At 67.4% G+C, this 537-nt stretch carries 1 protein-coding gene; it reads left to right on the top strand.

Going from position 1 to position 537, the window contains the following annotated elements; translation table 11 throughout:
* Positions 1 to 537, top strand: a 537-nt coding sequence (locus ABD329_RS48055) for a ketoacyl-synthetase C-terminal extension domain-containing protein (RefSeq protein ID WP_344318336.1), incomplete at both ends; no start/stop codon positions are given.

The raw sequence follows: 537 nt of genomic DNA, 5'->3' as shown, positions 1-537 counted from the left end.
ATGCTCGGGCGCGGGGGCATCGGGTGTTGGCGGTGGTGCGTGGTTCTGCGGTGAATCAGGATGGGGCGTCGAATGGGTTGACGGCGCCGAATGGTCCCTCGCAGGAACGGGTGATCCGGCAGGCGCTGGCCAACGCGCGGCTGACAGCAGCGGATGTGGATGCCGTCGAGGGCCACGGCACCGGGACGAAACTCGGCGATCCGATCGAGGTACAAGCGCTCCTGGCCACTTACGGGCAGGACCGGGAGGACGGTCGGCCGTTGTGGTTGGGGTCGTTGAAGTCGAACATCGGGCACACGCAGGCGGCCGCGGGTGTGGGTGGTGTGATCAAGATGGTCATGGCCCTGAACCGGGAGATGCTGCCGCGCACGTTGCATGTGGACCAGCCGTCCTCGCATGTGGACTGGGATGCGGGCGCTGTGGAGTTGCTGGCTGAGGGTGTGGCGTGGCCGCGTGGGGAGCGGGTGCGGCGGGCTGGTGTGTCTTCCTTCGGTGTGTCGGGGACCAATGCCCATCTCATCCTTGAGGAGGCGCCGG

The sequence above is a fragment of the Streptomyces javensis genome, assembly GCF_039525925.1.
GTDB classification, from domain to species: domain Bacteria; phylum Actinomycetota; class Actinomycetes; order Streptomycetales; family Streptomycetaceae; genus Streptomyces; species Streptomyces asiaticus.
The sequence above is the reverse complement of the archived record's forward strand: the minus strand, read 5'-3'. Positions and strand labels throughout refer to the sequence as shown.